At 64.2% G+C, this 25,497-nt stretch carries 20 protein-coding genes and 1 tRNA gene; 5 read left to right on the top strand and 16 right to left on the bottom strand.

From position 1 onward, the window contains the following. Positions 1 to 49: 49 nt before the first annotated feature. The 4 genes from BMIN_RS05500 to rpoZ all read right to left on the bottom strand — a co-directional run bounded on the left by BMIN_RS05500 (position 50) and on the right by rpoZ (position 5,443). A complete protein-coding gene (locus tag BMIN_RS05500; RefSeq protein WP_051126234.1) occupies positions 50 to 2,326 on the bottom strand; it encodes a primosomal protein N' family DNA-binding protein in 2,277 nt (758 codons plus the stop codon). A gap of 83 nt (positions 2,327 to 2,409) precedes the next feature. Then, positions 2,410 to 3,693, bottom strand: a complete 1,284-nt coding sequence (locus tag BMIN_RS05495) for an SAM-dependent methyltransferase (RefSeq protein WP_022860481.1) — start codon at positions 3,691 to 3,693, stop codon at positions 2,410 to 2,412. Between the two features lie 62 nt (positions 3,694 to 3,755). After that, positions 3,756 to 4,970 carry a methionine adenosyltransferase gene (gene metK / locus BMIN_RS05490; protein WP_022860480.1) on the bottom strand — a complete coding sequence of 405 codons (1,215 nt, stop codon included), beginning with the start codon at positions 4,968 to 4,970 and terminating at the stop codon, positions 3,756 to 3,758. Positions 4,971 to 5,158: 188 nt separating this feature from the next. After that, positions 5,159 to 5,443, bottom strand: a complete 285-nt coding sequence (gene rpoZ / locus BMIN_RS05485) for a DNA-directed RNA polymerase subunit omega (protein ID WP_022860479.1) — start codon at positions 5,441 to 5,443, stop codon at positions 5,159 to 5,161. Between the two features lie 191 nt (positions 5,444 to 5,634). Here rpoZ and ilvD point away from each other — a divergent pair, with 191 nt between their 5' ends. The 3 genes from ilvD to BMIN_RS05470 all read left to right on the top strand — a co-directional run bounded on the left by ilvD (position 5,635) and on the right by BMIN_RS05470 (position 8,860). Continuing rightward, positions 5,635 to 7,497: a dihydroxy-acid dehydratase gene (gene ilvD / locus BMIN_RS05480; protein WP_026647285.1), complete on the top strand. Its 1,863-nt coding sequence runs from the start codon at positions 5,635 to 5,637 to the stop codon at positions 7,495 to 7,497. Between the two features lie 153 nt (positions 7,498 to 7,650). Further along, complete coding sequence (locus BMIN_RS05475) at positions 7,651 to 8,226, top strand: TetR/AcrR family transcriptional regulator (protein ID WP_152595258.1); 576 nt, start codon at positions 7,651 to 7,653, stop codon at positions 8,224 to 8,226. Between the two features lie 286 nt (positions 8,227 to 8,512). Next, positions 8,513 to 8,860, top strand: coding sequence for an SPW repeat domain-containing protein (locus BMIN_RS05470; RefSeq protein WP_022860476.1), 348 nt, complete (start codon positions 8,513 to 8,515; stop codon positions 8,858 to 8,860). 145 nt (positions 8,861 to 9,005) lie between these two features. Here BMIN_RS05470 and gmk read toward each other — a convergent pair whose 3' ends face one another. The 10 genes from gmk to rpsL all read right to left on the bottom strand — a co-directional run bounded on the left by gmk (position 9,006) and on the right by rpsL (position 21,098). Further along, entirely contained in the window at positions 9,006 to 9,647 is a 642-nt protein-coding gene (gene gmk, locus BMIN_RS05465) for a guanylate kinase (protein WP_026647283.1), read from the bottom strand. A gap of 5 nt (positions 9,648 to 9,652) precedes the next feature. Beyond that, on the bottom strand, positions 9,653 to 10,537 hold the full coding sequence (pyrF, locus tag BMIN_RS05460; protein ID WP_026647282.1) for an orotidine-5'-phosphate decarboxylase: 885 nt from the start codon (positions 10,535 to 10,537) through the stop codon (positions 9,653 to 9,655). 22 nt (positions 10,538 to 10,559) lie between these two features. Further along, positions 10,560 to 13,934 carry a carbamoyl-phosphate synthase large subunit gene (gene carB, locus BMIN_RS05455; RefSeq protein WP_022860475.1) on the bottom strand — a complete coding sequence of 1,125 codons (3,375 nt, stop codon included), beginning with the start codon at positions 13,932 to 13,934 and terminating at the stop codon, positions 10,560 to 10,562. Then, complete coding sequence (gene carA / locus BMIN_RS05450; protein WP_026647281.1) at positions 13,927 to 15,111, bottom strand: glutamine-hydrolyzing carbamoyl-phosphate synthase small subunit; 1,185 nt, start codon at positions 15,109 to 15,111, stop codon at positions 13,927 to 13,929. The genes carB and carA overlap by 8 nt, the downstream gene beginning before the upstream one ends. 66 nt (positions 15,112 to 15,177) lie before the next feature. Next, on the bottom strand, positions 15,178 to 15,915 hold the full coding sequence (gene nusB, locus BMIN_RS09105; protein WP_022860473.1) for a transcription antitermination factor NusB: 738 nt from the start codon (positions 15,913 to 15,915) through the stop codon (positions 15,178 to 15,180). 10 nt (positions 15,916 to 15,925) lie between these two features. Then, entirely contained in the window at positions 15,926 to 16,489 is a 564-nt protein-coding gene (efp, locus tag BMIN_RS05440; protein WP_022860472.1) for an elongation factor P, read from the bottom strand. Positions 16,490 to 16,708: 219 nt separating this feature from the next. Beyond that, positions 16,709 to 17,908 (bottom strand): elongation factor Tu, encoded by a 1,200-nt coding sequence (tuf, locus tag BMIN_RS05435; protein WP_022860471.1) that lies wholly within the window; start codon positions 17,906 to 17,908, stop codon positions 16,709 to 16,711. A 182-nt stretch (positions 17,909 to 18,090) separates the two neighbouring features. Next, positions 18,091 to 20,220, bottom strand: coding sequence for an elongation factor G (fusA, locus tag BMIN_RS05430; protein ID WP_022860470.1), 2,130 nt, complete (start codon positions 20,218 to 20,220; stop codon positions 18,091 to 18,093). A 30-nt stretch (positions 20,221 to 20,250) separates the two neighbouring features. Next, on the bottom strand, positions 20,251 to 20,721 hold the full coding sequence (gene rpsG / locus BMIN_RS05425; RefSeq protein ID WP_022860469.1) for a 30S ribosomal protein S7: 471 nt from the start codon (positions 20,719 to 20,721) through the stop codon (positions 20,251 to 20,253). Positions 20,722 to 20,726: 5 nt separating this feature from the next. Beyond that, a complete protein-coding gene (gene rpsL / locus BMIN_RS05420; protein WP_003813881.1) occupies positions 20,727 to 21,098 on the bottom strand; it encodes a 30S ribosomal protein S12 in 372 nt (123 codons plus the stop codon). Positions 21,099 to 21,509: 411 nt separating this feature from the next. Between rpsL and BMIN_RS05415 the strand changes: the two genes are divergently transcribed. Further along, positions 21,510 to 21,585: transfer RNA gene (locus tag BMIN_RS05415), tRNA-His, on the top strand. Between the two features lie 241 nt (positions 21,586 to 21,826). Here BMIN_RS05415 and BMIN_RS05410 read toward each other — a convergent pair. Beyond that, positions 21,827 to 22,600: a MerR family transcriptional regulator gene (locus BMIN_RS05410; RefSeq protein ID WP_022860468.1), complete on the bottom strand. Its 774-nt coding sequence runs from the start codon at positions 22,598 to 22,600 to the stop codon at positions 21,827 to 21,829. 324 nt (positions 22,601 to 22,924) lie between these two features. On the opposite strand from BMIN_RS05410, the gene BMIN_RS05405 reads away from it, so the two are divergent. Then, on the top strand, positions 22,925 to 24,049 hold the full coding sequence (locus BMIN_RS05405; protein ID WP_022860467.1) for a threonine aldolase family protein: 1,125 nt from the start codon (positions 22,925 to 22,927) through the stop codon (positions 24,047 to 24,049). A gap of 48 nt (positions 24,050 to 24,097) precedes the next feature. Here the strand turns inward: BMIN_RS05405 and BMIN_RS05400 are convergent, their stop codons facing one another. After that, positions 24,098 to 25,318 carry a glycosyltransferase gene (locus BMIN_RS05400; protein WP_051126230.1) on the bottom strand — a complete coding sequence of 407 codons (1,221 nt, stop codon included), beginning with the start codon at positions 25,316 to 25,318 and terminating at the stop codon, positions 24,098 to 24,100. Between the last annotated feature and the right edge of the window lie 179 nt (positions 25,319 to 25,497).

The following is a 25,497-nucleotide window of genomic DNA, read 5'->3' as shown; positions in this document are numbered from 1 at the left end:
GGTTTCATGGGAATCGGACGGCGGGAATCCGCCCGAAGCCCTACAGGCTCTACAGGAAATCCTTCGGGTCAAGGGCGAAACGCAGCTCCCCGGGCTCGCGAGTGGCGACGTGCCAGGCGCTCCGCTCGCGCAGTCTCACCGCCAGCTCACCGCGTCGTCGATGCGGGACCCTGATGACGGCCTTGACCCGATCGCGCGTCTGTTCGAGCTCGCGCGCGTCCAACGTCCTCGGCGGCGGAATCGGCACCGGCCCGAGAACGGATGGTATGGAGACCCCATCCTGCATCGTCACCTCGGCAAGGTCGCCACCCAGGGCCCCCACCTGCCGAAGCAGCCCCATGACGCTCGGTCGCGCCCCCCAGACGCACGCGGCGCTCAGCGCGGGGGGAAGGCCCGCTTCCCGGCGCTCATCGACCTCATGCCGCGACACGATGGCGCAATCCCACGATCGCATGGCCTCGACAAGCAGCGGATCGGTTTCGCCGATAAGCATCGCCCTGCCCCTCGCCCCCACGCCCGCGGCGCAGGACATCGCCCTCATCCACATCGACAGCACGTCGTAACGCGCGTCGACGCCCTGGGCATACAGGCTGGTCCACGCATCGAGAATCGCGACGGCCCTGTACGGGCCTTCATCTCCCGACACCGTGCGCACGCGCGGTTCGAAGCCCGAAACGGCCACGACAAGGCATGGGGCATCCTCAACCGTCGACAGAGGGCCTGCGGGGGACACGGGGGACGACACGGCTATGGGCACCCCGGGGAACAGCTCGGAGATCTGCCGCACGGTACCGGTCGATCCCACCCGCACCGGCGCCATCCGACTCCCTCCGCAATGACGGCACGTCCACCCCGTAGCCGGGGCTCCGCACCATTGGCATCGGGCGGCGCCGGAATCCCGACGGGACAGGGGGCCCGTGCATCTGCGGCATCGGGCGAGGCGGTGGCACGTCGAGCACCCCAACACCGGATCGGCCATGTCCTTCGGTATCGAGAACAGCACCGGGCCCTCACGGACCGCGGCGGACAGAACACGGACGGCGGTGCGGGGTATGCGGGCGCCCACCGTCGGATCGTTCCATCGAATAAGATTCTCGCGGTTCAGCCAACGAAAAGCCGGCAGCGTCTCACCGATCACGCGGCTTGTCGGGCGCACCGCGACCGAGCCTCCCTCGACCAGACCATCGTCCGGCCCCTCGGACGGACCGTCGCACTCCCATTGGCTGAGGGCGCTTCTCACACGCGACACGGCCATGAACACCCCGTTATGCCGCCTCGCCCGCAGTCGCATCACCCCGCGAGCCTGGGCGTAAGGCATCATGCCATCGGCCTGCTGATAGGCGGCGTCGTCCATGATGATGAAAACCGCCCGGCCCGACACCGGCGCGTACATCGCGGCGCGGGGGCCGATAACGCATCGGGCGCGACCGGATGCGGCCTCGCGAAAGGCCGCGTAACGGTTGGCGGGAGGCATGGACGCCGCAAGAACCACGACATCATGGTCCCGACCGTCGCGGCTCCCGTCGCCGTCATGAACCCCGCCGTCACGGATCCCATCGCCAGGGCCGTCCCCCGCATCAGCAACGCCACGCGAGGCGCCCCCGATCCCATCGACGGAAAGCCCCCAGCCGTCCAGCATCCGGGCGACGCGCCGGGTGCTTCGCATATCGGGAAGCACCGCCACCGCCGAAAGACCTCTCAGCAGCGCCTCCCCCGCCATCCAGGCGACGTATCTCTCGCAATGGTCAGGCCCCGGCGCCGAGTCGACGACGAACGACGCGAATCCCTCTCGATCCAGGGACGCCAGAACGGCATCCGACCGATCATACGACCGTGTCATCTCCATGCCGACCGGACGCAGACGACGGCGGAGGACCCCGTCCGCGGACGCCGGCACGGAGCCGTCGGACTCACTCGCGGATCGCGTCCACAACGAGTCCACGGCCGCCGATCGCGGGGGTATCGCCAGACGGAGGATATTGGCTCTGGTCCCTCCATAGGCATCGGCGATGGCCTCGATGTCCGATCTCAGCTCCGCGGGGACGAGATCCCTCGTCAGAACATTTTCCAGCGGCCTCAGACCGGATGCGGGGACGTCGCTGGAATCACCCCTGCCCCAGAGGACTCCGTTGACGCGGCGCGTCCCGAAGCGGACCCTCACCAGACTCCCGGGAACAGCCTCGTCGTCAAGCGATGCGGGAATCAGATAGTCGAAATCCGCGCCGAGGTGGACCGCCTGAACGTCAAGCACCACATGGGCCACCGGCAATGCGTCGGATATCCGAGGTGCCGTCTTTGGGCGCGCGCGACGCCTGCGCGGCGCCATTCCCACGAAGGCCGGCTGTCTGGCAACCGGCCCGTCTTCCCCGCCCGTCGATCCGGCAGCGTTCGGACCCGACGGATCCGCCGTCAGCGCGCGTCCCACCATGGTCTCAACGGATACGCGTCGGTTCCATCGGATCCCGGCCGCACGCATAGATACTGATGGATCTGGATCGTGTTGAGTTCGAAGTTCAGCGCGCAGCCCGCCATATACAGGCCCCACAGCCTCGCCTTGGGCTCCCCGACCAGCGCCACGGCCTCGTCCCAATGACTGCGGAGATTCGCGTTCCAATGATGCAGCGTCAACGCGTAATGCTGACGCAGGTTCTCCTCATGGACGACCTCGAAGCCCGCGTCATGGATCTTGGTCTCGATCTCCCCGGGAGATGCCAGCTGCCCATCCGGGAATATATAGCGGTCGATGAAGGGCCCCGCGGATTTCCCGACGTACGAATTGGTTCTGGTGATCTGGTGGTTGAGGAGCATCCCGCCGGGCTTGAGCTTGTCGAATATCTCGGCGAAGTACTGCGGGTAGTGCTTGATGCCGACATGCTCCATCATTCCCAGAGAGCACACGGCGTCGAATCCCGTCTCGGGAACATCCCGGTAGTCCATCAGCCGGACCTCGGCGACGTCCTCAAGCCCTTCACGACGAATCCATTCCTGCCCCCATGACACCTGCTCCTGCGACAGCGTCACGCCAAGAACGTGTATGCCGCGGCGCGCCGCGAGGATCTCCATGGATCCCCATCCGCATCCGATGTCGAGCAGACGGTCGCCCGCCTTGAGCCCAAGCTTGTCGAGAACCAGATTGAGCTTGGCCTTCTGGGCATCCTCCAGAGACGTCGCGGGCGAGTCGAACAGCGCGCAGGTATACGTCATCGACGGTCCGAGGAACATCGCATAGAACTCGTTCGACTGGTCATAGTGATAGCTGACGGTCGCCGCGTCTCCGGCCTTGCTGTGGGGAACAAGCCCTTCGCTCAGGCGCTTGAGACGGCTGGGCCCCTCGATGGCCGGCGCATGCGGGAGACGGATCCCATGGGACGCGATCGTTGCAAGGGCCCGCGCCAGTCCACGGGGATCCGGTCTGCGCACGTAGGGCTTGACCGCGGTGAGCCCCTTGAACACCTCGTAGGGATCCGCCGGGATGAGCTGCGGGGAGTCGATGTCGCCCTGAAGATACGCACGGGCCAGCCCGAGCTCGCCGGGATGCTCGGCCATGTAGTACACGGCACGTGAATTCTTCACCTGAATACAAACGGGAGCGTCGTGCGGACCCAACGATGATCCGTCGAAGGCCTCGATCCTGATCGGCGCATCCGGCCTGAGGAACAGACCCGCCATATCCGCCACTGACATCCCTGCCATATGACCTCCTTTATCACATGGGCACCGGCCTGGGCTTATCCGCCTACGCCTCCATAAGCACCCTAGCGTCCCAGGGTTTCGCGAAGGGACCCGACCCGATCGGTCCTCTCCCAGGTGAAATCCTCGTCATCACGGCCGAAATGCCCATAGGCCGCGGTTTTCGCGTAGATCGGCCTCAGAAGATCAAGCTCGTCGATAATCGCGGCGGGACGCAGATCGAAGACCTCGCGGACCGCACGCTGGATGTCGTCGCGGCTGACGCCGTCGCACTCGGTCCCATAGGTCTCGACGTTGACGCTGACGGGGTCGGCGACGCCGATCGCATAGGCCACCTGAACCTCGACCCGATGGGCCAGCCCAGCGGCCACGATGTTCTTGGCGACCCACCTGGCCGCGTAGGCGGCCGAACGATCGACCTTGCTGGGGTCCTTGCCGGAGAACGCTCCGCCGCCATGGTGTGCGGCCCCTCCGTAGGTGTCGACGATGATCTTTCGGCCGGTCAGACCGGCGTCCGCGGCGGGTCCGCCCAGCACGAACGATCCGGTGGGATTCACCAGCATGCGGAAATCGTCATGTCTGATGGTCCGCCCGCACACCTCGTCGAGAACCGGCTCGATGACGTGGCTCGACAGCTGGTCTCCGAGCCATTCACGGGACACCTCGGGATCGTGCTGTGTCGAGATGAGGACGGTGTCGATGCGGACGGGCTTATCGTTCGCATCGTATTCGATGGTGACCTGCGTTTTGCCATCCGGCCGAAGATGCCTGACGATCCCCTGCTTGCGCACCTGCGCCAGACGGTAGGCCAGACGGTGTGCCAGATAAATCGGCAGCGGCATCAGGGCGGGAGTCTCGTCACAGGCGTACCCGAACATCACTCCCTGATCGCCGGCCCCCTGAGCCTCGTACCTCTCCTCGCGGGATGCCGTGGACTCCTGACCGGCGCCGAGACGGTCAACGCCCTGGTTGATTTCGGCGCTCTGACCGCTCAGGGCCACGAGCACGCCGCATGAATCGGCGTCCAGCCCTATGGTGGAACTGGTGTATCCGATGTCGCGCACCACTGAGCGCACGATGGACTGCACGTCGCTGTAGCCCTCGCTGGTCACCTCGCCGAACACGAAGAACTGTCCCGTCGTGGCGGAGGTCTCCACCGCCACATGGGAATGGGGATCCTGCCGAAGCAGGTCGTCGAGGATGGCGTCCGAAATCTGGTCGCACACCTTGTCGGGATGGCCCTCCGTGACCGATTCCGCGGAAATCAATCGTCGCTCCATGCGACCTCACCTCACCTTGCCGTCGCCACGCCACCGTTCACGGAGCAGTCTGCCCGGGTGCCCCGACAGCAGTCCGTGATTGCGCGTGTGGCCGAACGGATAATCCGATAGCTCCGAATATGACAAGTCGCGGGGTGCATGGCGCGACCCGGCAACCGTCGTGATGGTTCTTGGACTTGCCCTTGGACTCAGTTGCCCTCGGTCGGATCGTCCGCGCCCAGAGTCTCCTCGAGCAGCCCCTCGTTGATCTCGCGGAACGCGATGGACAGCGGCTTCTCCTGATTCTGATACTCGACCAGAGGACCCACGTTCTGCAGAAGCCCCTCGTTGAGCTGCGTGAAATAGTCGTTGATCTGCCGCGCGCGTTTGGCCGCGAAAATCGCCAGAGCATACTGCGAGTCCGCATGCTTCATGAGATCGTCGATGGACGGGTTCGCAAGCCCTGTGGGTGTTGGTTCGGTACCGAATGCCATATAGCTCTCCCAATCGTGAAAAGGCGCATGGACGCAATGCCATGAATGCCGTCAATCTGTTCATTCTAATGCATGCGACGGAATTATTCCATCGTGGCGCGATTCCCCTGAACGCGATTCCCCCTGCCGGCGGGGTTCCACTATTCGGCCACCATGATGGAACCGTCCGGCCAAGGCACTTAACTGGAAACATGGCTGAAATGCGATCTGCAAAACTGATGAATGGACGGGTGTTCGCCGGAGCACGCGCCCTCTATCGTGCCGCCGGCGTCGATGGAAAGGATTTCGGCAAGCCCATCGTGGCGATCGCGAACTCCTTCGACGAGTTCGTCCCCGGCCATGTGCACCTGAACAAAGTGGGACGTCTGGTGTCCGAGGCGGTGAAGAAGGCGGGCGGTATCCCCCGTGAGTTCAACACGATCGCCGTCGACGACGGAATCGCCATGGGGCATACGGGCATGCTGTACTCGCTGCCCAGTCGCGACATCATCGCCGACTCGGTCGAGTATTCCGTGAACGCCCACTGCGCCGACGCCCTGATCTGCATATCCAACTGCGACAAGATCACGCCGGGCATGCTTATGGCCGCCCTGCGCCTGAACATCCCCACGATCTTCGTCTCGGGCGGGCCCATGGAGGCTGGGTCGACCACGCTGTCCGACGGAACGGTGGAGAAAAGCACCGATCTGATCGACGTGATGTATGCGACGGCCGACGACAACATCTCCGACGAGGACCTTCTGGCCTACGAGAAAACCGTGTGCCCCACATGCGGATCCTGCGCCGGCATGTTCACCGCGAACTCCATGAACTGCCTCACCGAGGCGATGGGCCTCGCGCTTCCCGGCAACGGCACCACGCTGGCCTCCCATACGTACCGCAGGAAGCTGTTCGAGCGCGCCGGCGAAATGATCGTCACCCTCGCGCACCGCTACTATCAGGAGGACGACGATTCGGTCCTTCCGCGCAACATCGCCACCAAGCACTCCTTCGAGAACGCCATGACCATGGACGTGGCCATGGGCGGATCGACGAACACCGTGCTGCACATCCTTGCAGCGGCCCAAAGCGCCGACGTGGACTTCACCCTGGATGACATCGAGCGGATCTCTCACACCGTGCCCTGCATCTGCAAGGCCTCGCCTTCGGGACAGTGGGAGATCTCCGACGTGCATCGCGCCGGCGGAATTCCCGGCATCCTGGGCGAGCTTGACAGGGCAGGCAAGCTCCACCGCGACACCCATTCCGTCGACTACCCCAGCCTCGAGGCCAAGCTTGACGACTGGGACATCATGCGCGACACCTGCCGGGACGACGTGCGGCAGTTCTTCCGCGCGGCCCCCGGCCACATCGTGTCGCCGGAGCCATGGACCCATGAGACGCTGTTCGACTCGCTGGACACGGATCGGGTCAACGGAGCCATCCACGACATCGACCATCCCGCCGTCAATGAGGGCGGGCTCGCGATTCTGCGCGGAAACCTCGCCCCCGACGGATGCGTCGTGAAAACGGCGGGAGTCCCCAAGGAGATATGGAATTTCCGTGGCCCCGCATTGATCGTCGAGTCCCAGGAGGAGGCCATCAAGGTCATTCTCGACGACACTCTCAAGCCCGGGCAGGCGCTCGTCATCCGCTACGAGGGACCTAAGGGCGGCCCCGGCATGCAGGAGATGCTCTACCCCACATCATTCGTCAAGGGCAAGGGCATCGGCCGCGACGTGGCCCTGATCACGGACGGCCGCTACTCCGGAGGGTCATCGGGACTGGCCATCGGCCATGTCGCCCCCGAGGCCGCCAACAAGGGTCCCATCGCGTTGATCCGCAATGGTGACATCATCGACATCGACATCCCCAACCGCTCCATCAACGTGGAGCTGAGCGATGCCCAACTGGCCGACCGGCGGCGTGAGCTGGAGGCGGGCGACGGATACGTGGCGCACCGCGACCGCCACGTATCGCAGGCCCTCAAGGCATACGCGGCCTTCGCGCGGTCCGCCGACAAGGGAGCCACCCGGGATCCCGAGCTGATCGACAGGCTGTCCGGCCTGCGGTGACCAGGCTGTCCGGCCTGCGGTGACGTAGACCGGCACGCCACGCCGGGTCACCCGAAACACACGTCGGCCCCCGCCGCATTATCCTGAGGATGACTGCGGCGGGGGCCGACGTGTGTCCAAGGACAGGCGCGCGCCCCTTCGGAAGGGATGGGCATGATGACGTCACGGAGGCAGCGCAGCGTGGATGTGGACAGGAAGCTGGCCGACGCCGTATTGCGCCTCGCCGCGGCGGGAACGCGTCCCATCAGCATCCAATCGGTGTCCGACACCTCGGGCGTGGCCAAGACCACGATCTACCGGCGGTACCATAACAGCGCCGATCTCGTCGCGGGAATGTCCACGATGGTGTCGGAGATCATCCCGCTCTCCCTGGAGCTGGAGCCCTCCCGAGACAATCTGACCGTCCTTCTGTCGCGATTCGCCCGGTCGCTTGACAGGCATATCGACATCCGGCTTCTGGGACTGGTCCTCGCATCGGACAACCCGTTGGTCGCACGGCTCAAATCCTCGCTGGTGACCCCGGCGCGTCGGGCCGCGGAGGAATTCATCCGCAAGGGGATCGGCATCGGGGTGTTCCGTCCGGACACCGACGTCACCGCGGTTATGGACAGTATCGTGGGATCATTGATCGTCGATGCGTCCCGCGGGGACAACGACGTGTCCCTTTGGGCGGCGAGGGAGTCGCGTCTTCTCTGGAACGCCCTCGCCACGACCGACGAAAACGACTAATCGAGGGGCCCGACTAATCGAGGGGCCCGACTAATCAAGGGACAGACTGATCGAGGGCCAGGCTAATCGACGAGAACGATCGGTCGACGGACCCGCCGGCCGACGGCGACGACTGGCGCGCGCCGGAGGGATTCCCGCCGAGGTGGATTCCCGCCGGTAGAAATTACCGAATCACGCCGTGGACGCGGGTATCCATCTGACGTTTCGGAGTTGACTTTCACCGTCTTTGCGATACGATTTTCCGTATCGCTACGGATATCCGTAGCACTTCGAAAGGAGAGAGGCCATGTCCTCAGAAACATCCGAAAACCGTAACTGGAAAACCTGGCAGGACTGGACGAATCTGGTGCTGGGAGTGCTTCTTGCGCTCACCCCGCTGTTCGCCGAATTCGACAAGGGATCGACCTGGGCGGTCGTCATGGGCATCATCATCGCCGTCGTCGCGATATGGTCGTTGGCGACCGCAAGCTCGAAGGCGTCGGAGTGGGTGCAGATCATCGCGTCCGCCTTCACGTTCTTCACACCGTGGTTCGGCGGGTTCTCAGGGGGCAGCGGAGCTTGGTGGACGTGGGTTCTCGCCGTCGTTGCGGTGATTCTCGCGGCGACGACCCTGTCGTCATCCGACCAGAAATAACCTCGGCGCCACTCGGATGGTTCCCGTCCGGGGCGTGCGGAATGTCGTGGTGGTTCTCCCATCAAAACCCGATATTCCGCACCGTTCCGGCTGACGCTTCGGCCCGCGCACCAATTGGTGCGCGGGCCGAAGTCGTCGATCACGATCAATCCTGCCGATCGAGCCCGTACTCCTGAGCGATCACCGACCACAGAGCGTCGGCGGCGCGACTGACGTCGTCATTGACTATCGTGACGTCGAACTCCGATTCCGCCGCGAGCTCCACTCTGGCGGTCTCCAGACGGCGAGCCATCTGATCCTGCGTCTCGGTGCCGCGCTTGCGCAGACGCGTGGCGAGATCGTCGAAGCTTGGCGGCGCAAGGAACACGTACACGACCTGAAGTCCCAGAGCGAGCGCCTTTTCCTTGACCCTCCGTGCGCCCTGCAGGTCGATCTCCAGTATGGTGGGGATCCCCCGGCGCATATGCTCAAGCACCGGTTCCAACGGCGTCCCGTAATGGGCGAGGCCATGGACGACCGCCGTTTCCAGAAAAAGCCCGTCGCGTTCCCGGCGGAGGAACTCCTCATCGGTCATGAACCAATAGTTGACGCCATCGCGCTCACCGGGCCGCGGAGCACGGGTCGTCGCCGACACGGACACCCACACCTCGGGATGGTCCGCACGCAGACGCGCCTCGACGGTGCCCTTGCCGACCGCGGTCGGCCCCGTGAGAACGACGAGCCTGCCGCCGCGTCGATCCGACGATGGCGTCGCCGCCGCCTTCGCGTCCGGCTGAGAGTCCGGCATTCCGGTCATTCGCCCATCGCCTCCACCAACGCCTGACGCACGTCAAGCGCAATCGATTCCGTCGCCGCCGCCAGACTCGAGATGTCCGGTCCGTGCGTGGCGATGTACCGCGACACCGTCACCAGCACATTGCTCTGGGTGCCTTTGAACACCGTCCGCAGATCAGCGGCCTCGGCGCCCTGCCATCCGTATCCCGGAGAGAGGATCGGACCGGTGAACTGGGAGGGATCCACTCCTCCGTCCTGCATCCATTGCCCTATGTTCGCGCCGATGATCAGTCCAACCGATCCCATCGACCTCGATGACGCGTTGTATTTCTGGGCGTTCTTCGCTATGCCGTATGCCACGGTGTGTCCCGCGTAGTCGCCGCTCTGCCGTATGGCCGTCTGCAGGCTCGCGCCCTCCTGGTTGGATGTCAGCGAGGCCACGAACACCCCCCTCTGGTTCTTGAGGGCGGTGGTGATCAATCCGCTCAGGGAACGGGCCCCGTAGTAGGGCAGCAGAGTGATCGCATCGGCGAGCATGGGCGAGTCGGGGTAGAAGTAGGCGTCCCCGATCGCCGATATGGTCGTCGGGAGTCCCCCATGCAGGCAGTCGACGATGGTGATCACGCCCATCTGCCGGGCCGCGTAGAGCACGTGTTCCAAGGCCTCGAATCCCCTCGACCCGTATCGTTCGAACATCGAGCTTTGGAATTTCACCGCCGCGGCCCGTCCATTGGCGGCCTGAAGCATCCGCATGGAGAACAGCTCGGCACCTTCGGCGTCGACGTTGTATCCCCACTGCGACAGGATGTTCTTATGCGGATCGATCCCGATGCACAGGGGTCCATAGGTCGCCATGGAACGGCTGAGCCGCCGACCGAAGTCCTCGCCGCTCATCCGTTCCATCGCATCCTCCGGCATGGGCATATCAACCTTCCAACGCGAAAAGCTGCTTGGAGTGCTCCTGGATGCTCATGATCTGATAGTCGTTGCGTTTCACCGCCTCGATGGCCATGAGCACCGCCGAGAACTCCGTCATCGTCGTGAACTGCGGGAGATCCGCGGCGATCGCCGCGGCGCGGATGGAATATCCGTCGGAACGCGATCCCCGCGAGTTCGGCGTGTTGAGAACCATGTCGATCGTGCCGTCCTCGATGAGTTCGACCACGTTCTTGCCCACGCCATCACGGGCGTGATCGATGACAACGCCCCGATCCCCCGACGAATCCACGCGTGAGGTGATCTTGTCGACTATGCGCGAGTCGATGCCGTACCGACGCAGCACGGAGGCCGTGCCCTCCGTCGCCCAGATCCGGAACCCCAGCTCGACCAGCCGCACCGCCATCAGAGGAAGCTGCTTCTTGTCGGAGTCGTTGACCGAGAGGAAGACGTTGCCGCTCGTCGGCAGGCCACCCTCGTAGGCGGCGAGCTGGCTTTTCGCGAAGGCGTGGGGGAAGTCGCGGTCGAAGCCCATGACCTCGCCGGTGGACCGCATCTCGGGGCCCAGCAGAATGTCGACGGTGCGGCCCACTGGCGTGCGGAAACGCTTGAACGGCAGGACGGACTCCTTGACCGCCACCTGCTGCCCGGGGCGCATGACGCCTCCATCCCCCTTGGGGGGAAGAAGGCCACGGTCACGCTGCTGGGCTATGGTCTCGCCGACCATGATCCGTGCGGCGGCCTTGGCCAACGCCACTCCGGTGGCCTTGGAAGCGAAGGGCACGGTGCGCGACGCGCGGGGGTTGGCCTCGATCACATACAGCGTGTTCGCCATGAAGGCGTATTGGACGTTGATAAGACCGCGCACCCGGCAGCCGCGGGCGATGGCCAGCGTCCCCTCGCGGAGGCGCCGGATCTGGTCGTCCGACAGCGTGCTCGGCGGCAGCGTGCAGGCGGCGTCGCCGGAATGCACCCCGGCCTCCTCGACATGCTCCATGATTCCGCCGATGTACAGCTCCTGCCCGTCATACAGCGCGTCGACGTCGATTTCGATGGCGTCCTGAAGGAACTTGTCGATGAGAAGCGGGGACGGCAGCCGCCCCGACACCACCGTGTCGTCCTTGGCCTGGGACAGCGCGCGATCGACGTAGGTCTGCAGCTGCGCGTCGTCGTAGACGATCTCCATGCCCCTGCCCCCCAGAACGTAGCTGGGACGGACGAGCACCGGGTACCCGATGGAGTGCGCCGCGTCACGCGCCTCGTCCAGGCTGAGCGCCGTCCCGTAGCGCGGGGCGTTCATATGCTCCTTGCGAAGGACCTCGCCGAACAGCTCGCGGTTCTCCGCCAGATCGATGGCCTCGGGGGACGTTCCCAGAATCGGCACGCCCGCGGCCTTCAGCCTCGCGGCGAGCGACAGAGGCGTCTGCCCGCCCAGCTGGACGATCACGCCCTTGACCGGCCCCATGCGCAGCTCGGCCTCGTAGATCTCCAGAACGTCCTCGAACGTCAGCGGTTCGAAGTAGAGCCGGTCGGACATGTCGTAGTCGGTGGAGACGGTCTCGGGGTTGCAGTTGACCATGATCGTGTCGTACGACCTGCCCAGTTCCTGAACGGCATGGACGCACGTGTAGTCGAACTCGATGCCCTGACCGATCCGATTCGGCCCCGATCCGAGGATGATGACGGCCTCGCGGTCACGATGGCGCAGTTCGGACTCATCCGCGTAGCACGAATAGTAGTAGGGCGTGGCGGCGTCGAACTCGGCCGCGCAGGTGTCCACCGTCTTGTAGACGGGCCTGATGCCGTAGTTCCAGCGCAGCTCCCGGATGGTGTCCTCCCCGGCGTCTCCGAGGTTGCGCAGATGGGCGATCTGCACGTCGGACAGACCCGCCTTCTTCGCCTTGAGCAGCAGGCGCGGCGTAAGCGTCTCGGACGCCCGGACGCTCATCGCCATCTCGTTGGTCATGGCGAACTGTTCAAGGAACCATGGATCGATTTTGGTGGCGTCGAATATCTGATCGACGCTCGCGCCGCCCCACAGCGCGCGCTGAAGCTGGAGATAGCGATGCTCGGTGGGCGTGCGCATCCGCTCGAGCAGACCGCGCGTCTCCTCCGCGTCCGGCCTGTCGCCATCCCAGGAGAAGCCCATGTGCCGCTTGTCTATCGAGCGCATGGCCTTGCCGAGGGATTCCTGGAAGTTCCCTCCCAAAGCCATGGCCTCGCCGACGGACTTCATCGAGGTCGTCAGCATGGGATCCGCGCCGGGGAACTTCTCGAAGGCGAAACGCGGCACCTTGGTGACCACATAGTCGATGGTGGGCTCGAAGCTTGCGGGGGTCGACTGCGTGATGTCGTTGCGGATCTCGTCAAGCGTGTATCCGAGCGCGAGTTTGGTCGCGATCTTGGCGATCGGGAACCCGGTGGCCTTCGAGGCCAGCGCCGACGAGCGGGAGACTCGCGGATTCATCTCGATGACGATGATCCGTCCCGTCTGGGGATTGACGGCGAACTGGATGTTGCATCCGCCGGTATCCACGCCGACCCCGCGAATGATCTTGATGCCGATGTCGCGCATCCTCTGGTATTCGCGGTCGGTCAGCGTGAAGATGGGCGCGACCGTCACGGAATCTCCGGTGTGGACGCCGACGGGATCGACGTTCTCGATGGGACAGACGACCACGACGTTGTCGTTGCGATCGCGCATGAGCTCGAGCTCATACTCCTTCCATCCCTCGATGCCCTCCTCGACGAGGACCTCGTCCGTCGGCGAGTAGTGCAGCCCGGCGCCGGCTATGCGATGAAGCTCCTCCTGGTCATGGGCGATTCCCGATCCCAGACCGCCCATGGTGAAGCTTGGTCTGACGACCACGGGGAAGCCCAGCTTCTTGACGATGGCGTCCACTTCGGACAGCGAATGCGCGATGAACGAACGCGCCGATTCCGCGCCGGCGTCCTCGACGACCTTTTTGAAGAGCTCGCGGTCCTCTCCCCTGTCGATGGCCTCCAACGAGGCTCCGATGAGCTCCACATGGTACCTGTCGAGGATGCCCTCCTTGCCTAGCGCCATGGCGGCGTTAAGCGCGGTCTGGCCGCCCAGCGTGGGCAGAAGGGCGTCGGGACGTTCCTTGGCGATGATCTTCTCGAGGATGGGTGTGGCGATGGGCTCGATGTAGGTCGCGTCGGCCATCTCGGGATCGGTCATGATCGTGGCCGGATTGGAGTTCACGAGGATGACCCTGATGCCCTCCTCGCGCAGAACGCGGCATGCCTGGGTCCCGGAATAGTCGAACTCGGCGGCCTGCCCGATGACGATGGGTCCGGAGCCGACGACCATCACTGATTTGATGTCACTGCGCCTAGGCATTGACGTTCCCCTCCTTGGATGTGCGCATAAGGTCTACGAAGCGGTCGAAGAGGTATGCGGCGTCATGCGGGCCGGCCGCGGCCTCGGGATGGTACTGGACCGAGAACGCCGGGATGTCGAGGCACATCAGCCCCTCGACCACGTCGTCGTTGAGGTCGACGTGCGAGACCCGGACTCGCCCGTAGCGCCCCTGACCGTATGGGGCCGTGACCGGATCCCCGACCGGCGCGTCCACGGCGAATCCATGGTTGTGGGCGGTGATCTCGACCTTTCCCGTCGTCAGATCCTTCACGGGCTGATTGATCCCGCGATGGCCGAACTTGAGCTTGTAGGTTCCGAATCCCAGAGCCCGGCCCAGAAGCTGGTTGCCGAAGCAGATGCCGAAGAACGGATAGCCCGCGTCAAGAACATGCCTCAGAAGATCGACTTCGGGATCGGCCTGTTCCGGGTCTCCCGGCCCGTTCGAGAAGAAGACGCCATCGGGATGGAGCGACGCGATGTCGTCGAGAGCGGAGGTCGAGGGCACGACATGCACCCGGCAGCCGCGCTCGGCCAAGCGGTGGGGAGTCATGGATTTGATCCCCAGATCGACGGCCGCCACGGTGAACAGGGGCTCCTCCCCCTCATGCTCACCGCATGGTTCGACGGTGTACGATTCGCCGGTGCTCACCTCGTCGTAGAGGCTCAGCCCCTTCATCGGGGGCGTCGAACGCACGATGTCGACCAGCGCGTCGGAAGAAGGAGCCTCCGCGAGCTCCACGCCGGAGAATATCCCGGCCCGCATGACCCCGGCCGACCGCAGATGACGAACCAGGCTTCGGGTGTCGATCCCGCGAATGCCCACGATGCCCTGGGCGTCGAGCTCGGGTTCAAGAGAACCCGTCGAACGCCAGTTGCTCGCCACCGGACTGGGATCGCGGACGACGTATCCGGACACCCATATGCGCGAGGACTCGGGGTCCTCGTGGTTGATTCCGGTGTTTCCGATGTGGGGGAAGGTCTGGACCACGATCTGCCGATCGTAGCTGGGATCGGTCAGCGTCTCCTGGTATCCGGTCATTCCCGTGGCGAAGACGATCTCACCCGTGGTCCTTCCACGGTGGCCGTACGCCCCACCTCGATACACCGTCCCGTCCTCAAGAACCAGAATGGCGTCCTTGTCTGATGGATCCTTCATCGTGATGTCACCTGTGTTCACCACAACCCCTCCCGTCGGGTCATTCTCACCAAGAGTATCGGCCGGTTAGGACTCGATTCCCTCCTCGTTGCCTGTTTTGTCGGCCTCATCGAGCTCGTCCGGCTCATCGTCCGGTCCGTCAGCCGGTTCGTCGTCCGGCGAATCGTCCGTGGGGATGTCCTGCGGATCCTCAAGCACCAGATCGTCGAAGTCGATGGAGCCGTCGGAGGCGGCCGTAGCGTCGTCGCGGCCCTCCGCATCGGATCCATGCACGGATCCGGAGCCGTCCGCCGGCACCCCCGCATCGACGGCGGAGTCGGACGCATCCACGCCCGATTCGGCCACGGCGGGCTTGAGTCCCTCCTTCTCGCGGAGTCTGGAGTCCTCCAGCGCACGCTCACGTGCGGCTGAGTCCGCTTCGATCGCGCTGAGCAATCCGTGGATGAACGCCGGGGATTCCTCATCGCTCAGTGTCTTCGCCAGGCCAAGGGCCTCGTCGATGCACACGGCATCGGGGACCTCGTCGTTGTACACCATCTCCCACACGGCGATCCGGAGGATGTTGCGATCCACCACGGCCATGCGCGACACCGACCATCCCGTGGAATGGCCATCGAGAAGAACGTCGATGTCATGACGGTTCTTCGCGACGCCCGTGATGATCTCCACGGCGTAGTCGGGAAGAGGCGTCTGCGCCCCCGGCCTCTCCAGCCGCTCAGAAAGAAGGGACAGGATGTCCTGTCCCTTCTCATCGGCCTCGTACAGCGTGTTGAGCGCCCGCTTGCGGGCCGTTGACCGTGCCATCGGGATCCCGTCAGTTCTCGCGGCCGAGGTAGGATCCGTCGCGCGTGTCCACCTTGACCTTCTCGCCCTCGCCGACGAAGAGGGGAACCTGGATCTCGGCTCCGGTCTCGACGGTCGCGGGCTTGGTCCCCGCATTTGAGCGGTTGCCCTGCAGTCCGGGCTCGGTGTGGGTGATCGTGAGAATCACGGAGGCGGGAAGCTCGACGCTTAGCGGCGTCCCATCGTGGAAGCTCACGACGCAGTCGGTTCCCTCAAGAAGGTATTTGTTCTGCTCGCCGACCAGCGTCCTGGGGATGAAGATCTGATCGTACGTCGTCATGTCCATGAAGACGTAGTTCTCGCCATCCTCATAGGAGTATTGGAGATTGCGGTTGTCGACCGTCTCAAACTCCATCTTCATGCCGGCGTTGAAGGTCCTGTCCACGATCTTCCCCGACAGGACGTTCTTGATCGTGGTGCGGACGAAGGCGGGTCCCTTGCCTGGCTTCACGTGCTGGAACTTGGTGACGGTCCACAGTTGTCCGTCAAGGTTGAGGACGGAACCGTTCTTGATGTCATTGGTAGTCTGTGCCACGTATAGTCACCTTTTGTTATTCGCTGGTGAGCGGTATTCGCTCGAAAAACGCCTTAGTCATTATGCCACTACGCATGGAAAAGGCGTATGTCAACGCCATACGAAAGGCACCGCTAGGTTCCTCCGTCCCTTCCTTTGGAAGATTGATGAGGAACCAGAGCGGTGCCTTGGATCGGCCGCGATGACGGAAGCCGTCACGCGGCCTCGGTAGTCGCGGGACTACTCGAGGATCTTCGTGACACGGCCTGAGCCGACGGTGTGTCCACCCTCACGCACGGCGAAGGTCAGACCCTCCTCCATGGCGACGGGCTGGATCAGCTCGACGGTGAAGGTGGCGTGGTCGCCGGGCTGGACCATCTCGATGCCCTCGGGCAGGGAGATGACGCCGGTGACGTCGGTGGTCCGGAAGTAGAACTGCGGGCGGTAGTTCGAGAAGAACGGCGAGTGACGGCCGCCCTCGTCCTTGGTCAGGACGTAGACCTCTCCCTCGAACTTGTGATGCGGGGTCACCGACTTCGGAGCCGCCACGACCTGGCCGCGCTCGACCTGGTCACGGTTGATGCCGCGGAGCAGCAGACCGGTGTTGTCGCCGGCCTCGGCCTCGTCCATCTGCTTGTGGAAGGTCTCGATGGAGGTGACCGTGGTGGTCTGGGTGGGACGGATTCCGACGATCTCCACGGTGGAGTTGACGGGGAGACGTCCACGCTCGACACGACCGGTGACCACGGTGCCGCGGCCGGAGATCGTGAAGACGTCCTCGATCGGCATGAGGAAGGGCTTGTCGAGATCGTGAACAGGCGTCGGGATGTAGTCGTCGACGGCGTCCATCAGATCCTTGATGGTCTGGACCCACTTATCGTGATCCGGGGCATCGTCGTGCAGGGCTCCGTACGCGGAGGTGCGGATGACCGGGCAGTCGCGGTCGAAGCCGTTCTCGTCGAGAAGGTCACGGACCTCTTCCTCGACGAGCTCGATGAGCTCCTCATCCTCGACCATGTCGCACTTGTTGAGGGCGACGAGAATCCTCGGGACGCCGACCTGACGGGCGAGCAGAACGTGCTCGCGGGTCTGGGCCATGGGGCCGTCGGTGGCGGCGACCACGAGGATCGCTCCATCCATCTGCGCGGCGCCGGTGATCATGTTCTTCACGAAGTCGGCGTGGCCGGGGCAGTCCACGTGCGCATAGTGGCGCTTGGCGGTCTGGTACTCGATGTGCGCGATGTTGATGGTGATGCCGCGCTGCTGCTCCTCGGGAGCGGCGTCGATCTGGTTGAAGTCGTACTCGGGGTTGAGATCCGGGTACTCCTCGTGCAGCACCTTGGAGATGGCCGCGGTGAGGGTCGTCTTGCCGTGGTCGACGTGTCCGATGGTGCCGATGTTAACGTGCGGCTTGGTGCGCTCGTATTTTGCCTTTGCCATTGTGTTTTGTCCTCCTGGACGTCTTGTAGACTGCCCGTACGTCGGCGGTCCGGGCACTCGTTACATAATACTGGGTTTCTGGATTGTTTGCCACCTGCGGTGCCCGAACCCAGTCAGCGCTAAGAATATAACGCCGCCCGGGGACACGGACACCGTAAGCGAACCGGTGTGTCACCAGTGTGTCACTCGCCTCGCTGGGCCTTGATGATCTCCTCGGCGATGGCCTTGGGGACCTCCGCGTACGAGTCCATCTGCATGGTGAACATGGCGCGTCCCTGCGTCTTGGAACGCAGGTCACCGATGTATCCGAACATCTCGCTCAGCGGCACCTTGGCGTCGATGACCTTGACGCCGGTGGCGTCGGACATCGACTGGATGCTGCCTCGACGGGAGTTGAGATCCCCCATGACGTCACCCATGTACTCCTCGGGAGTACGGACCTCGACGGCCATGATGGGCTCGAGGATCACGGGCTTGGCCTTGGGAGCGGCCTCCTTGAAGCACATGGAGCCGGCGATCTTGAAGGCGAGCTCCGAGGAGTCGACGTCGTGGATCTGACCGTCGGTGACTGTCGCCTTGACACCGACCACGGGGAATCCCGCGAGGATTCCGGATTCCATGGCCTCGCGCACGCCCGCATCGATCGAGGGGATGAACTCCTTGGTGATGTGGCCGCCGGTGACCTCGTTGACGAACTCGTAGGTCTCGCCGGCCTCGGTGTCCATCGGCTCGAAGTTCATGAGGACCTTCGCGAACTGTCCGGATCCACCGGTCTGCTTCTTGTGCGTGTACTCCTGGTTCATGACGGCCTTGCGGATCGTCTCGCGGTACGCGACCTGGGGCTTGCCGACGTTGCACTCGACCTTGAACTCTCGGCGCATGCGGTCGACGATGATGTCGAGCTGGAGCTCGCCCATTCCGGAGATCAGCGTCTGTCCGGACTCCTCATCCGTCTTGACCTGGAAGGTCGGATCCTCGTCGGAGAGCTTGGCGAGGGCCAGGCTCATCTTCTCCTGGTCGGCCTTGGTCTTGGGCTCCACGGCGACCTCGATCACGGGATCGGGGAAGGTCATGGACTCAAGGGAGATCGGGGCCTTCTCGGCGCACAGCGTGTCGCCAGTGGTGATGTTCTTCAGACCGACGAAGGTGTAGATGTTGCCGGCCTCGGCCGCGTCGACGGGGTTCTCCTTGTCGGCGTGCATCTGGAAGATCTTCCCGACGCGCTCCTTCTTGCCCTTCGTAGAGTCGAGCACGTTGTCGCCGGGCTTGATGCTTCCCGAATAGACGCGCACGAACACGAGCTTGCCGTAGAAGGGGTGGGTCGAGATCTTGAAGACCAGAGCGGCGAACGGGTCGTCGACGGTGGGCTTGCGATCGATCTCGACGGACTCGTCGCCGGGCTTGTATCCGACGATCGAGGGAACGTCCTCGGGGCTGGGCAGGTAGTCCACGACCGCGTCGAGCATGGGCTGAACGCCCTTGTCCTTGAACGCGGATCCGCACAGAACCGGATAGGCCTGGCGGGTGATGGTGAGCTTGCGGATGCCGCTGCGGATCTCCGCCTCGGACAGATCGCCGGTCTCAAGATACTTCTCGACCAGCGCGTCATCGGCCTCCGCGACCTGGTCCAGTAGCTCGGAACGATACTGCTCGGCCTTGTCCTGAAGATCCTCGGGGATGTCGGTGGTGTCGTAGTGGGCGCCCAGATCGCCGGAGACGTCGTTCCAGACGTACGCCTTCATGCGGATGAGGTCGACGACGCCCTTGAAGTCGTTCTCGGCCCCGATGGGGAGCTGGACGACGAGCGGGGTCGCGCCGAGCTTCTTCTTGATGGTGTCGACGGAGAAGTAGAAGTCCGCTCCGAGCTTGTCCATCTTGTTGATGAAGCAGATGCGCGGCACGCCGTACTTGTCGGCCTGACGCCACACGGTTTCGGACTGGGGCTCCACGCCCTCCTTGCCGTCGAACACCGCCACGGCGCCATCGAGAACGCGCAGCGAACGCTCGACCTCGGCCGTGAAGTCCACGTGGCCGGGGGTGTCGATGATGTTGATCTGGTACTTCTGATCGGTGTCATGCGTCTGACGGTTCCAGAAGCATGTGGTGGCCGCGGACTGGATCGTGATTCCACGCTCCTGCTCCTGGGCCATGAAGTCCATCGTCGAGGCGCCGTCATGGGTCTCGCCGATCTTGTAGTTCTTGCCCGTATAGAACAGAATGCGTTCCGTGGTTGTGGTCTTGCCGGCATCGATATGAGCCATGATGCCGATGTTGCGGATCTCGTTGAGATCCGTGAGCACGTCAAGTGCCATAGGAGGTCCCTTCGCTTTCGAGTCTCGGAATTACCAGCGGTAATGGGCGAAGGCCTTGTTCGCCTCGGCCATCTTGTGAGTGTCCTCACGACGCTTGACGGAGGCTCCGAGACCATTGGACGCGTCGAGGATCTCGTTGGCGAGACGCTCGGCCATGGACTTCTCGCGGCGAGCGCGGGAGAAGTCGGTCAGCCAGCGCAGCGACAGCGTGTTCGCACGGCCGGGCTTGACCTCGACGGGCACCTGGTAGGTGGCGCCGCCGACTCGGCGGGAACGCACCTCAAGGCTGGGACGGATGTTGTCCAGAGCGCGCTTGAGCACGGATACGGGCTCCTGGTCGGTCTTCTCCTTGACCATATCGAGCGCGGAGTAGACGATGTCCTCGGCGATGGACTTCTTGCCATCGAGGAGGATCTTGTTGATGAGCTGCGCCACCACGGTCGAGCCGTAGATCGGATCGGGCAGCAGCTGGTGCTTCTTGGCAGGTCCTTTACGTGACATGGTATCTACTTCGCCTTCTTTGCGCCGTACAGGGAACGTCCCTGCTTGCGGTCCTTGACTCCCTGGGTATCGAGCGCGCCACGCACGATGTGGTAGCGGACGCCAGGAAGATCCTTCACACGGCCACCGCGGACGAGCACGATGGAGTGCTCCTGCAGGTTGTGTCCCTCACCGGGGATGTAGGCGGTGACCTCGATGCCGGAGCTCAGGCGCACACGGGCGACCTTACGCAATGCCGAATTCGGCTTCTTCGGTGTGGTGGTGTAGACACGGGTGCACACGCCGCGACGCAGCGGGCTTCCCTTAAGGGCCAAAGTCTTGGACTTCTTCGGCTTGGCCTGACGTCCCTTACGGACGAGTTGTTCTATAGTAGGCAACTTCGGTTCTCCGATTCGTTGTTTTCCTTGTATTCGTGGAACCGCCGCACCGCGCTCCACCCGACAACGTCCTCGGAAGAAAGCAGCCCAGTCCACCGGCCCGATGGCCCCGCATCCTCCCATGCCGCATTGCTGCGGACGCTCATCGGATTCGGGGATATCCCGCGGATTCGCCTGTCACATAAGGCGCACCTGCGGCACACACAGCTTTCCACTATAGCACGTCACCGGACATGCCCCATACGACACTCACCGTCTATCCCCTACCCATCCCTTGCCCTTATTTCTTTATCCCTTGTCTTTCGTGTCTTTCGGTTTTTCGATTCCGCGACGCGCCGGCGCGCGACGCCGCCGAATCGGGTATAGTATCCATCTGTTGCGTGCCGCTCATGAGCAGCGGCAGGCCGCATGGTGGCTATAGCTCAGCAGGTAGAGCATCTGATTGTGGTTCAGAAGGTCGCGCGTTCGAACCGCGTTAGCCACCCCACTTGGGCAATGGTCGGGATCCGGCCAATGGGAATATCCTTGGTCATCTTCGGGCATCGCCCTTGTCGTTTCTCCCCTTCTGCTTCGCCTCTCCACTTCAGCTTTCTTTCTTCGACTCTTTCCCCGGGGCCCGGCAGTCCGTCCGGCCTTCTCCCGACGACCCGTCACGCGAGGCACCGTCCTGCGCTTCCGGATCCGGATCAGATGCACGCGCCGGATGGCAGGACATGGGTTTGCGTCATCTACGCCTCGCAGTCGTTCGCATCGTGCACGTACCGCTTCAGGGCGTCGCGGACGAATCGCGCGCCCTCGACTCCGCCGTAGTTTCGCGCGAACCGTTCATCGTGCACGTACATGTCGGCCAGTCCCAGCACGTAGCCGTTGAAATCGCCGTCGGAATCGGCCGCAGGCGTTCCGGGGACGCCGCGCAGCCACAGGACGTGACGGCGCGCAATCCCTTGGGCTAGAGCCGAATCAGGCGTGGTCGCAGGATCGTTCGCGGCGTCGGCCAAGTCGCGGTTCAGGTCCGCCAGGTCCTCCTGCCACTGCCGTCGCTCCTCCACGCTCTTCCCCTTCCACCAGGCGTCGGACCGCGCGTAGGCGTCCCTCCCCCAGCGCTCCTCGACCTCCTGCCTGTATCGGGTGTGATCGAACCCGTCGAACATGGTCTCTGCCATCAGCTTCTCCTTTCCATTCATGTTGTCGATGGTGTGCTCGACCGCGGCGATCTGCCGGGCGAGCCTGTCCCGCTCCTGTCGGAGCAGGGCCAGATGGGCGGTCAACGCCGCCGTCTCATCGAGCTGGCGGTCCAGGACCTCGCCGATCTGCGACAGGCCCAGCCCCAGCTCCCGCAGCAGCAGCACCCGTTGCAGTCGCACGAGCGCGCTCTGGTCGTAGTACCGGTATCCATTGGCGCCGATCCGGCTGGGCGGGACCAGCCCGATACGGTCGTAGTAGCGCAGCGTACGGCTCGTGACGCCCGCCAGTCGCGCGATCTGCTGTATTGGCCACTCCATGGCAACCACCTCCATGCACACCACGCTAGAGGTTGACGCAGCGTCAAGGTCAAATGCTCGCGAGGACGCGTGTAAGGGTGTGTGTCGTCACACGACAACCTCGGCCCATTCGATGGGAGGGACGGACCGGAATTCACGCGATCCGGCAATGCACGCACCGCACTATGCGACCGGTCACCATGAACAACGATCCGGGAAGCCGCCACCGTTTGACGCGACGGGCGACTATGCTTTGGCAACTATCAGGCCACCATCCGACGCAACCCCCGCCAGCACGCCGGGGTCCGTGCGTCCATTCGCCCGCCATCCCGCTCCGGAGGTCCCATGACATCGTCGACATCGCCAGCAACGCCCGCAGCCACAGCAACCACCGCATCTGCAACACCCTCCACTTCCTCCACTTCCACCGCACCCGCCGCACCCGTCCTCTCCTTCGAGAACGACTACAGCGAGGGCGCCCATCCCGCAATCCTGAAGGCGCTGTCCGACGACAATCTCACGCCGCGCCCCGGATACGGCACGGATGACGTGTGCCGATCGGCCACGGAGCGCATCAGACGCTGGATCAAGCAGCCCGAGGCGTACGTGCGATTCCTCGTGGGCGGAACGCAGGCCAACCAGACCATCATCGACGCCATCGCCCCGCCCTTCGGCGCGGTCGTGGCGGTCACCAGCGCCCATGTCAACACCCATGAGGCGGGCGCCATCGAAGCCTCAGGCCACAAGGTCATCACCCTGCCGGAGCATGACGGAAAGATGGACCCCGACGAGCTCGCGGCATTATGCGACGTCTTCGACGCCGACGACAACAACGAGCATATGGCCGTGCCGTCCTGCGTCTACGTCTCGCAGTCCACCGAATACGGCACCCTGTACGATCTCGACGAGCTGGAGGGCCTGTCGCGCGTCTGCCGGAGCCGCCATCTCCCGTTGATCGTCGACGGCGCGCGTCTGGGATACGCGTTGGCCGCCGCCGGATGCGACATGACCGCGGCCGACATCGCCCGTCTCGCGGACGCCTTCACCATCGGAGGTACGAAGGTCGGAGCGCTGTTCGGTGAGGCCGCGGTGTTCCCCCACGGCGCTCCCGCACCCCGCATGACCGCGCTGATCAAGCGTCATGGCGCCCTGCTGGCGAAGGGGTGGCTCCTCGGCGTCCAGTTCGACGTCCTGCTCGACGACGACCTCTATCTCGACATCGCCCGCAACGCCGACCGGCAGGCCGACGCGATCCGCAGGGCCCTGACGGACAGGGGCTACGAGATCATGCACTCGTCGTCGACGAACCAGATCTTCGTCGCATTGGATGCGCGCACCGTCTCGCGCCTGACCTCGCGGGTCCGTCTGGGCTTCATGGAGCGTCTGGATGACGGCCGGTCCCTTATGCGCATCTGCACGAGCTGGGCCACCACCGACGATCAGACGCGGCGGCTCATCGCACTGCTGTGACGTGGATTATGGCCGTGCCGGGCCGCCGCTATAACGCCCGCGCCGCGGCTATGACGCGGCTTCCACCGGACGCGAGATGGCGAGCGCCTGATGATCGGCGATCGCGGCACGCTCCATATCGACGAAGCGGTCGACGCACCGTTCCAGCGAATACCGGGACCTCGCCTCATCCGCGTATCGGGCGGCCCAGTACCGACGATCCTCCGCATGCTCCACCCACCAGTCGATGCCGTCGGCGAGTGCCTGAACGTCGCGCGCGGGGAACAGGGACTCGTCGGTGAGCGCGAACTGCCTGGCCGCGCTCAGATCGGATTCGGCGATAACCGGCACCAGCCCGCAGGCGATACCCTCGAGAACGCTCAGCGATTCGATGTCGACAATCGAGGGATGAACGATGAGGTCGCATGCGCGGAGCAGACGTGGCATCTCGTCATGGGAGTGGAAGCCGATCGACCATCTCGTGCGCGGCAGCAGACGCCGGGCCTGAGCGCGCAGATACGAGTCCAGCGGTCCGGTGCCGCAGATCGCGAGGTCGATGTCCGCCGCGTGACGGCAGCGGGCCACGGCGCGGATCAGCGTGATGTGGTCCTTCTCGTGCGAAAGCCGTCCGGACGCGACGATGCGGAACCGGCGACCCCGGTCCCGTCCATCCCGTCCATCCGGCTCCCCGCCGTGACTCGGCGAGAACATCGGCGAGAACCCATTCGATATCACATGGATCTCGTTGTCGTATCCGTGCGAGCGCAGCTGGTCGGCGATCATCCTCGTCGGCGCATGGACATGGCCGATCCCGGCATACAGCCAGCGACGGAACAGCCGGTACAGGAACGCGGATACGCCCGGCACGTACCGAAGAGGCCCGGCCGAATAGGTGACGTTCTCCGGCTGGAGATGGAATCCCGCGGTCACCGGAACGTCCATCTCCCGGGCGACGGCACGTGCGCAGCGACCGAAGGCGAAGGGAAGATAGATATGGACCACGTCGGCGCCGGCGAAGGCCCTGCGCATCAGGTCGGCATCGGGCCGCGCGAACTGTATCTGCTGCTTCGCCGAGGCCCACGACGCGATGGGGACGTGGTGGGAGGCCGCCGGATAATCCTCGGATCCGATCCCCACCAGCCGAACCCGATGTCCCAGCTCCCTGAGGCGCCCGGCATACTGCATGGCCGAGTTCGATGTGCCGTTGCCGTTGCGGCCTATGGTGTCCACGACCATCACGATCGTCAGCGGCCGCCCGTCATGCGGTGTCCCGCGCCCATCGTCGCGCATGTCGGTCTGCTCGCCGTCGACCCCGTCGCGGATGGTGACACTCATGGCGCCGTCCGCATTGCCCGCGGCACCCGCGGTATCCGCGATATCCGCGTCATCGCCCTCAACGGACGATCCCCTGCCATCTCTCACCCGCACCATGCTAGGACGCGGTCCCTCCATACCGTGACATCGTCGTC

The sequence above is a fragment of the Bifidobacterium minimum genome (assembly GCF_000741645.1).
Taxonomy (GTDB): domain Bacteria; phylum Actinomycetota; class Actinomycetes; order Actinomycetales; family Bifidobacteriaceae; genus Bifidobacterium; species Bifidobacterium minimum.
Note: the sequence above shows the minus strand (reverse complement) of the source record. Positions and strands in the feature narration are given on the sequence as shown.

What these genes read in the sequence shown, in the direction of transcription:
- BMIN_RS05500 (WP_051126234.1), bottom strand. Translation starts at nt 2,326, where the DNA reads ATGGCGCCGCGCAGGCGTCGCGCGCGCCCAAAGACGGCACCTCGGATA.
- BMIN_RS05495 (WP_022860481.1), bottom strand. Translation starts at nt 3,693, where the DNA reads ATGGCAGGGATGTCAGTGGCGGATATGGCGGGTCTGTTCCTCAGGCCG.
- metK (WP_022860480.1), bottom strand. Translation starts at nt 4,970, where the DNA reads ATGGAGCGACGATTGATTTCCGCGGAATCGGTCACGGAGGGCCATCCC.
- rpoZ (WP_022860479.1), bottom strand. Translation starts at nt 5,443, where the DNA reads ATGGCATTCGGTACCGAACCAACACCCACAGGGCTTGCGAACCCGTCC.
- ilvD (WP_026647285.1), top strand. Translation starts at nt 5,635, where the DNA reads ATGGCTGAAATGCGATCTGCAAAACTGATGAATGGACGGGTGTTCGCC.
- BMIN_RS05475 (WP_152595258.1), top strand. Translation starts at nt 7,651, where the DNA reads ATGATGACGTCACGGAGGCAGCGCAGCGTGGATGTGGACAGGAAGCTG.
- BMIN_RS05470 (WP_022860476.1), top strand. Translation starts at nt 8,513, where the DNA reads ATGTCCTCAGAAACATCCGAAAACCGTAACTGGAAAACCTGGCAGGAC.
- gmk (WP_026647283.1), bottom strand. Translation starts at nt 9,647, where the DNA reads ATGCCGGACTCTCAGCCGGACGCGAAGGCGGCGGCGACGCCATCGTCG.
- pyrF (WP_026647282.1), bottom strand. Translation starts at nt 10,537, where the DNA reads ATGGAACGGATGAGCGGCGAGGACTTCGGTCGGCGGCTCAGCCGTTCC.
- carB (WP_022860475.1), bottom strand. Translation starts at nt 13,934, where the DNA reads ATGCCTAGGCGCAGTGACATCAAATCAGTGATGGTCGTCGGCTCCGGA.
- carA (WP_026647281.1), bottom strand. Translation starts at nt 15,111, where the DNA reads ATGAAGGATCCATCAGACAAGGACGCCATTCTGGTTCTTGAGGACGGG.
- nusB (WP_022860473.1), bottom strand. Translation starts at nt 15,915, where the DNA reads ATGGCACGGTCAACGGCCCGCAAGCGGGCGCTCAACACGCTGTACGAG.
- tuf (WP_022860471.1), bottom strand. Translation starts at nt 17,908, where the DNA reads ATGGCAAAGGCAAAATACGAGCGCACCAAGCCGCACGTTAACATCGGC.
- fusA (WP_022860470.1), bottom strand. Translation starts at nt 20,220, where the DNA reads ATGGCACTTGACGTGCTCACGGATCTCAACGAGATCCGCAACATCGGC.
- rpsG (WP_022860469.1), bottom strand. Translation starts at nt 20,721, where the DNA reads ATGTCACGTAAAGGACCTGCCAAGAAGCACCAGCTGCTGCCCGATCCG.
- BMIN_RS05410 (WP_022860468.1), bottom strand. Translation starts at nt 22,600, where the DNA reads ATGGAGTGGCCAATACAGCAGATCGCGCGACTGGCGGGCGTCACGAGC.
- BMIN_RS05405 (WP_022860467.1), top strand. Translation starts at nt 22,925, where the DNA reads ATGACATCGTCGACATCGCCAGCAACGCCCGCAGCCACAGCAACCACC.
- BMIN_RS05400 (WP_051126230.1), bottom strand. Translation starts at nt 25,318, where the DNA reads ATGCGCGACGATGGGCGCGGGACACCGCATGACGGGCGGCCGCTGACG.